The organism is Brevibacterium sp., from assembly GCF_052105255.1.
Classification (GTDB): Bacteria; Actinomycetota; Actinomycetes; order Actinomycetales; family Brevibacteriaceae; genus Brevibacterium; species Brevibacterium linens_B.
Genome location: NZ_JBQDYQ010000037.1, coordinates 22,888 through 30,492, shown reverse-complemented (window position 1 = coordinate 30,492; position 7,605 = coordinate 22,888). Strand labels below are relative to the sequence as shown.

General features: G+C 65.0%; 6 protein-coding genes and 1 pseudogene. 4 read left to right on the top strand and 3 right to left on the bottom strand.

The window, feature by feature from the left end:
- Window positions 1–48: 48 nt before the first annotated feature.
- The gene (locus ACTIIH_RS11010; protein ID WP_441451756.1) at window positions 49–1,599 is read right to left on the bottom strand and encodes an AMP-binding protein; all 1,551 of its coding nucleotides are present in this window, start codon (window positions 1,597–1,599) and stop codon (window positions 49–51) included.
- A 149-nt stretch (window positions 1,600–1,748) separates the two neighbouring features.
- On the opposite strand from ACTIIH_RS11010, the gene ACTIIH_RS11005 reads away from it, so the two are divergent.
- Window positions 1,749–2,555 (top strand): SDR family oxidoreductase, encoded by an 807-nt coding sequence (locus ACTIIH_RS11005; RefSeq protein ID WP_441451755.1) that lies wholly within the window; start codon window positions 1,749–1,751, stop codon window positions 2,553–2,555.
- Between the two features lie 23 nt (window positions 2,556–2,578).
- On the opposite strand, the gene ACTIIH_RS11000 is transcribed toward ACTIIH_RS11005, so the two are convergent.
- On the bottom strand, window positions 2,579–3,964 hold the full coding sequence (locus ACTIIH_RS11000; RefSeq protein WP_441451754.1) for an MFS transporter: 1,386 nt from the start codon (window positions 3,962–3,964) through the stop codon (window positions 2,579–2,581).
- A 53-nt stretch (window positions 3,965–4,017) separates the two neighbouring features.
- Entirely contained in the window at window positions 4,018–4,977 is a 960-nt protein-coding gene (locus tag ACTIIH_RS10995) for a phosphotriesterase family protein (protein WP_062860762.1), read from the bottom strand.
- Window positions 4,978–5,155: 178 nt separating this feature from the next.
- On the opposite strand from ACTIIH_RS10995, the gene ACTIIH_RS10990 reads away from it, so the two are divergent.
- The 3 genes and pseudogenes from ACTIIH_RS10990 (at window position 5,156) to ACTIIH_RS10980 (ending at window position 7,568) form a co-directional block, all read left to right on the top strand.
- A complete protein-coding gene (locus tag ACTIIH_RS10990) occupies window positions 5,156–5,635 on the top strand; it encodes a MaoC family dehydratase (protein ID WP_062239237.1) in 480 nt (159 codons plus the stop codon).
- Between the two features lie 14 nt (window positions 5,636–5,649).
- Window positions 5,650–6,431: pseudogene (locus tag ACTIIH_RS10985) on the top strand (SDR family oxidoreductase).
- 129 nt (window positions 6,432–6,560) lie between these two features.
- Window positions 6,561–7,568 (top strand): NADPH:quinone oxidoreductase family protein, encoded by a 1,008-nt coding sequence (locus tag ACTIIH_RS10980; RefSeq protein ID WP_441451753.1) that lies wholly within the window; start codon window positions 6,561–6,563, stop codon window positions 7,566–7,568.
- The last annotated feature ends 37 nt before the right edge of the window (window positions 7,569–7,605 follow it).

The following is a 7,605-nucleotide window of genomic DNA, read 5'->3' as shown; positions in this document are numbered from 1 at the left end:
GGCATACTCCATTCTACAACTTCTTACACGAATTTACGGCGCAGGACACTAGTCGCCCGCCTCGGTGCTCGGGGCGAACATGCGCACGATCTCGCGCTTGAGGATCTTGCCGCTGGGCCCCTTCGGAAGCTCGTCGAGGAACTCGATGATCCGCGGGATCTTGTAGGCTGCGAGATTCTCCCGGCAGAATCGTTCCACCTCATCGGCGTCGAGAGAAGAGCCTGGGGTGCGGGCGATGACGGCGGTCACCTGCTGACCGTACTTCTCATCCGGTGTGCCGACGACGCTGACCTGGTCGACCTCGGGGATCTCATAGAGGACCTCTTCGATCTCGCGCGGGTAGACGTTGTATCCGCCATGGATGATGAGGTCCTTGATGCGGTCGACGATGAAGAGATACCCGTCCTCGTCCAGTCGACCGAGGTCGCCCGTGCGGAACCAGCCCTCGGCATCGAGGACCTCGGCGGTGGCTTCGGGTTTCTTCCAGTAGCCGGCCATGACTGCGGGCCCACGCAGCAGCACCTCACCCACCTCGCCGGCAGGCAGCTCTTCGCCGCTGGCGGGGTCGACGGTCTTGACCTCGAATCCGGGCACCGCCGGGCCGACGCTCGTGGGCTTCCGCGTCCCGTGCAGCGGATTGAATGTGCCCAGTCCGGACGTCTCCGTGAGCCCGTAGCCCTCCGCCAGCGGCGCCGTGAAGCGATCTTCGACCCGACGGACCACCTCGGCAGCGATCGAGGCGCCACCCGAGCTGATGATGCGCAGGTCCGGTGCGTCGCCCTCGGGGGCCTTCGCCAGCACCGACATCCACATCGTCGGAACGCCGGAGACGATGGTCGTCTCATCCTCGGCGAGCGAATCGATGAAGGCCTGCGGATCCCAACGGGGGAAAAGGGTCACCGGCGCACCGGCACTCATCGCCGGCAGGGTGACGGCCGCCAGACCGAACACGTGGAAGAGCGGTAGGCCGGTCGCGGACCGGTCGGAGGGCGTGGCCTCGATCATCTCCCGGACGATATCGCTCGCCGAAACGAGATTGCCCAAGGTCAGCATCGTCCCCTTCGGCTTGCCCGTCGTGCCCGAGGTGTAGAGGAGCGCGACGACGTCGTCCCACGCGAGATCGGCACGATCGACTGTGACATCGGACTCAGCACCCACCTCGGCGCGGGGGCCCTCATCGCCGACGACGGGCAGGGTGCGGAACTCGACGTCATGCTGTGCGGCCGCAGCCTTCCCCGCCTCGGCCGAGGCTGGATGAGCCACGAGTACGCGGGCTTCGGAATCGGTGAGGATGTAGTCGAGCTCCCTGACCGTCGAGAGCGGATTGACGGCGACGACCACCAGCCCGGCAGCGTGCGCACCGAAGAACTCGATGAGGAACTCCGGACAGCTGGGCGCAATGAGCACGATCCGATCGCCGGGGTGGACATCCGCAGTGAGGTAGCGGTCACGGGCGGCACCGATTTCGCCAAGGAGGCGCACCTTCGACAGCGTCACCCGATCTGGTCCCGGCGGCGTGGCCGCTGCGACAGACTCCGGGTCCTTCTCCGCCCAAGGGGTGAGCAGATCAATGATCGATGTGCGCGACTTCGTGGTCATGAAACTCCTTCGGATCACGACGTGGACGGGCCCGCGCGGGGCTCGACAGCAATATGTGGATGCTGAAATACTTGAACTTAAGTACAGGTTCAACTATAGATCGATCACGCAACGCAGACAACGGGGTGTGCGAAGGAAGAGGGAAACGAATGGAGATCGAGGGACGCACTGCCGTCGTCACCGGGGCCGCATCAGGAATCGGGGCGGCACTGGCCAGGGCCCTGCATGAGCGTGGGGCCCGGGTGCTGCTTGCCGACCTCGCCGAGGCGGTCACGGACACCGCGGCGCAACTGGGCCAGCCGCACTGGACCGGGGACGTCTCCACGGCGGCCGGGGTCGACGATCTGCTGGCCGCTGCGGGCCGCGAACTCGGCGATATCGATCTCTACTTCGCCAATGCCGGGATCGCTGGGGCTTCCGGAATCGGCGGCGAAGACGACTGGGACCGCATCCTCGACGTCAACCTGCGGGCTCACATCCGCGCTGCCGAGCGGCTCGTACCCCGGTGGCAGACCCGCGGGGAAGGGTATTTCGTCACCACCGCCTCGGCGGCGGGACTGCTCACACAGGTCGGCCAGGCCGGCTACTCGGTGACCAAGCACGCCGCGCTCGCCTTCGCCGAATGGCTGTCGGTGACCTACGGCGACGAGGGAGTGGGCGTATCCGTGCTCGCCCCGATGGGGGTGAACACGAAGATCCTGTGGGGCGAGGACCCCAGTTCCTTGACCGCAGAGGAACTCGCCGCCCAACGGGCCGTGTCCGAAGCCGGCAACGTCCTCGAGCCGGCTGACGTCGCCGAGGCTGTCATGGCCGCGGTCGAAGCCGAGACCTTCCTCATTCTGCCCCACCCTGAGGTCCTCGACATGTACCGGATGAAGGGCTCCGACTACGACCGGTGGATCCGCGGGATGCGCCGCTACCAGGCAAAGCTGCGTGGCAGCAGCGCTGCGAGCTGAGCCGACTGCGCGGGCTGGGCCGACTATGCCGGCTGGACCTCGACGGTCTCCGTGCGCAGGTGTTCACCCGGGACAGCTGTCTGTGACTGCCTGACGGACTTCGGGTTCGTCTCCTTCAGTGCCAGCGTTGACACGACGGTGATCAGGGCCATCGCACACACGAACAGCGTGATCCCCAGCGTTGATCCGTCCATCTTCGCGATCAGCCACGTCATGACGATGGGCGTCGAGCCCGACACGACGATCGCGCTGAGCTGATAGGCCAGAGAGACCGCGGAGAAGCGGATCTGCGGGGCGAACAATTCGCCGAAGTACGCGGCGATCGGGGCGTAGATGAGTGACTGGAACACGCTGGCCACGCTGATCGAGACCGCGAAGAGGACGATGTCCGTCGTATTGATCAGGGCGAAATAGGGGAACGCCCACGCCAGCAGGCCGACGCCACCGATGATGATGACCGGACGGCGACCGATCAGGTCGGCGAGCCTGCCGCCGATGAGGATGGTGGCGATGCCGAACACGCAGGAGAGCATGGCGGCGATGAGCATCTGCCCGTAGTCCATACCCAGGTAGCTCGTGCCGTAGGACAGGGCTCCGGCGATCGTGATGTAGAAGACGCAGTTCGTTCCCGACAGTGTGCCCGCGGCCAGCAGTATCGTCTTCCAGTGCGATCTGATGGCTTGCCACAGCGGTGCCTGCACGACCTTCGGCTTGGCCGCAGACACCTCGTTCTCGAGCTGTCTGAACTCGGGGGAGTCCTCGACTCTGAGCTGGATGTACATGACGATCGGCACCAGCAGCGCCGTGGCCCAGAACGGGATCCGCCAGCCCCACGATACGAAGGCCGCCTCATCGACCGCGGACGAGACGATGACGAAGGCCAGATTGCCGAGCAGGGCTCCAGTGGGAACGCCGACCTGCATGAACGAGCCCGAGAATGCTCGGTGCTTGGGCCCGGCGGACTCGCTGAGCAGCAGCGCCAGCCCGCCCCACTGGGCGCCGCAGGCGATGCCCTGGATGAATCGGCACGTGACGAGCAGGACCGGGGCCATGAGGCCGATGCTCCCGGCCGAGGGCAGGCAGCCGATGAGGAAGGTGAAGACAGCCATGCCCAGCAGGGCGATGACCACCATGGGTTTGCGGCCGATCTTGTCTCCGAAGTTGCCGGCGACGAGACCGCCGACCGGCCGCGCGATGAAACCGGTGGCGAAGGTCGAGAACGCCAGGAGCGTGCCGGTGACTCCGCTCGTATCAGGGAAGAAGACCTGCGGGAAGACCAGTGCGGCCGCTGTGCCGTAAAGGAAGAAGTCGTACCATTCGATCGAGGAGCCGACGAGGCCGGCAGTTCTCAATCCAGCGTGTTTGTCCGGTTTCACCTGCGGATTGATGGTTTGTGCGTGGACTGACATGGGATTCCCTTCATCGCCGAAAATGGTCCCTCAGTGCATATGGTCGATGGGTATTACTCGAAGTAACGGCGCGGGTTCTTCACCAGCATCGTGTCGATATCGTCTTCGGTCACGCCCTTGTCCAGCAGCATCGGAATGACGTCGTCGCTGATGTGGCGGAAGTGCCAGTTTGGTTGGATCTGCGCCTTCTCTTCCTGAGTGAAGTAGTCGATGTAGCACGCTGCATCGTGGGCTAAGGTGATGCGGTCGGCATAGCCGCGACGGACGAGTTCGACGATGGTGTCTACGCGCGGTTCGGTCGGCAGATAGGCGTCGATGCCGAACCGGTCCATGCCCAGGAACGATCCGTTCTCGGCGATCTGGGACAGGTAGTCGAGGTCTGTCGAGTCGCCCGAGTGGCCGATGATGACCTTCCCCAGATCCGCGCCCTCTTCCTTGAGCACTCGCTGCGTGACCAGGCCGGAGCCTGTGCGTGGATTGGTGTGGACGGTGATGGGCGCGCCGGTCTGAGCGCTCGCCTGACCGACCGCCCGCATCGTGCGCTCGACGCCCTCGGTGAGCCCGGGGGATTCGATGGCGCATTTGAGGAAGGCGGCCTTGACTCCGGTGTCGGCGATGCCCTCCTCGAGGTCGCGGACGAACAGTTTCACGAGCGGTTCCGGTTCGTCGACGAGGAGACCCGGGCCGCGATGCTCGAACTGGTGGGGGAGGTCGGTGAATGTGTAGAGGCCGGTGGCTGCGACGATGTTGAGGTCGGTCTGCTCGGCCACTCTCTGGACCCGGGGGATGTAGCGACCGAGACCCACGACCGTCGGGTCGAAGATCGTGTCGATCCCCGCGGCTTTGAGGTCATTGAGCTTGGCGACGGCATCGGCGATCTTCTCTTCGTCGTCCCAGGCCGTGTCGTAATTCTGCCGCATCTCCTCGCTGAGGACGAAGATGTGCTCGTGGACGAGGGTTCGGCCGAGTTCGCTGCTGTCGATGGTGCCGGTGACGGTCTGGACTTCTGCCATGGGTGCCGCTCCTTTGCGTAGACGTCCCTGCCGTGAGGCTTGTTTCTGTGCCGCCTTGAAGTGACCCAGCACACACGGCTAGTCTCAGACTAATGAATCTGAACTCAATTTCAAATACGATGATGATTCGGGTTTCACGGACCGCGCGTGACCCGTCGCACCCACCGAAAGGCAGACAATGACGACTCCCATCAGGCCCACGACCATCGCCGACCTTGAATCGCTCGTCGGTGAGGAACTCGGTCCGACCAGCTGGCACACGCTGATCCAGGACGACATCAACTCATTCGCCGACCTGACGAACGACCACCAGTGGATCCACGTCGATGAGGAACGTGCTGCCGCTGGTCCCTTCGGCGGCACGATCGGTCATGGACTGTTCACCCTGTCGCTGGGGCCGGGGTTCATGGAGGAGCTCATGGCGTTCGACGGATTCGCGCACAGTCTCAACTACGGCTACGGCAAGGTGCGATTCCCGCAGCCTCGACCAGTGGGTTCAAAGGTGCGCATGCGGGCGACGGTCTCAGCCGTCGATGCACGCGGCACCGGGTCCGCACAGGTGACCACCACTCAGATCTTCGAAGCCGAGGGGATCGAGAAGCCGATCTGCGTCGCCGAATCGATCGGCTACTTCACCGAACACGACGCAGACATCTGAACAAGGGAGTTTCCATGGACATGTCGACACTGTTTGCGCTGAAAGGGCGCAGTGCGCTGATCACCGGCGGCTCGCGCGGAATCGGCCGGATGATCGCCGAGGGATTCGTGCAGTCGGGCGTGCGCGTCTACATCACCGCCCGCAAGTCCGAGGCCTGTGACGCGACCGCCGCCGAACTGTCCGAACAGGGGACCTGCGTGTCCCTGCCCGGAGACATTTCGACGAAAGAGGGACTCGCCTCGGTGGTGGCCCGGCTCCGTGAGCACGAGACGAGTCTGGACATCCTCGTCAACAACGCCGGTGCCGCCTGGGGTGCGCCGTTCGACGAGTTCCCGGAGGACGGGTGGACAAGGTCATGGACCTCAACCTCAAGGCGATGTTCTTCCTCACACAGGCACTCGCGCCCGACCTGCGGGCCGCCGCGACCTCGGGGAGCCACCTCGCCAAGGTCATCAACGTCGCCTCCATCGACGGTATCCGACCCAATCCGCTTGAGACCTACAGCTACCACGCGTCCAAGGCCGGGGTGATCCACCTGACCAAACGCTTGGCCTCCCGGCTGGCCCCGGACGGAGTGATCGTCAGCGGCATCGCTCCCGGGGCCTTCGGCACGAAGATGAACAAGGACGCTCGCGACCACGGAGACGAGGTGAAGACGCAGATCCCGGCAGGACGAATCGGCACCAGTGAGGACATGGCCGGAGTCGCGGCCTACCTCGCCTCCCGCGCCGGCGACTACGTCGTGGGAGAGACGATCGCCGTCGACGGCGGTGTCGTCGCCTCGTCTCGTCTCTGACGTCCTCGACGACGACCCAGTCGGCCGCCCCGCTGACGGCTTCACTGCCCCGCCCAGATCCGCTCCCGATCGACCGCCCTGACAGCATCACCCACGTGGCGAACCCAAACGAAAGGACCCCCGACCATCATGAGAGCAATGCAGCTGAGAGCCACCGACGGCCCCGGCTCCCTCGAACTGCGCGACGTCGAGACTCCGACACCCGGGCCTGGCGAGGTCCTCATCGACGTCGCCTATGCCGGCGTGACCTTCCCCGAACTGCTCCAATCTCGCGGGCAGTACCAGATGCAGCCGCCGCTGCCCTACACAGTGGGGTCGGAAGTCTCCGGAGCCGTGCGTGAGCTGGGCGAAGGCGTCACCGGTCTCAGCGTCGGCGACCGCGTCGTCGGGGTGGCGAATACGGGGGCCTACGCGGAGTCCATCGTCGTCCCGGCCGCCAGCGTCCTCCGGCTTCCGGAGTCCGTATCGCTGACCGCAGGAGCAGGAATGCCGATGAACCTCCTGACCGCGGACTTCGCGCTGCGCGTGCGCGGGAGACTCGAACCGGGTCAGACGGTCCTCGTCCACGGCGCCGCAGGCGGACTCGGCAGCGCCCTCGTCCAGGTCGCCCGCGCCTACGGCGGAGAAGTCGTGGGCGTGGTCTCGACCGAGGAGAAGGCGGAGACGGTGCGCAGCCTCGGCGCTTCTCATGTGGTCTTGGCCGAACGGTTCAAAGACACGGTCAAGGACCTGCTCCCTGGCGGTGTCGACCTCGTCGCCGACCCGGTCGGCGGTGAGCGGTTCACGGATTCGCTGCGCACATTGAAGACCTTCGGCACACTCCTGGTCCTCGGATTCACCGCAGGATCCATTCCCGAGGTCAAGGTCAATCGTCTGCTGCTGGGCAACATCTCCGTGGCCGGAGTGGGCTGGGGCGCGGCCCTGGCCGGACGCCCCGATATGGTCGTCACCCAGTGGGAGACGCTGTGGCCACATCTGAGTTCAGGAGCACTCGATCCGGCCATCCACACCGTGCTCCCACTGGAGAGGGCACCGGAGGCTCTCGAACTCATCGACTCCCGATCTGTGCGCGGCAAGGTCGTCCTCGAAGTCAGGGGAGAGGCCGGCAGAGCCGATACGAACGACCACCAGGGCTGAAACCACACATACGCCAGGAATCATCCGAGAAAGCAGG

What these genes read in the sequence shown, in the direction of transcription:
- ACTIIH_RS11010 (WP_441451756.1), bottom strand. Translation starts at nt 1,599, where the DNA reads ATGACCACGAAGTCGCGCACATCGATCATTGATCTGCTCACCCCTTGG.
- ACTIIH_RS11005 (WP_441451755.1), top strand. Translation starts at nt 1,749, where the DNA reads ATGGAGATCGAGGGACGCACTGCCGTCGTCACCGGGGCCGCATCAGGA.
- ACTIIH_RS11000 (WP_441451754.1), bottom strand. Translation starts at nt 3,964, where the DNA reads ATGTCAGTCCACGCACAAACCATCAATCCGCAGGTGAAACCGGACAAA.
- ACTIIH_RS10995 (WP_062860762.1), bottom strand. Translation starts at nt 4,977, where the DNA reads ATGGCAGAAGTCCAGACCGTCACCGGCACCATCGACAGCAGCGAACTC.
- ACTIIH_RS10990 (WP_062239237.1), top strand. Translation starts at nt 5,156, where the DNA reads ATGACGACTCCCATCAGGCCCACGACCATCGCCGACCTTGAATCGCTC.
- ACTIIH_RS10980 (WP_441451753.1), top strand. Translation starts at nt 6,561, where the DNA reads ATGAGAGCAATGCAGCTGAGAGCCACCGACGGCCCCGGCTCCCTCGAA.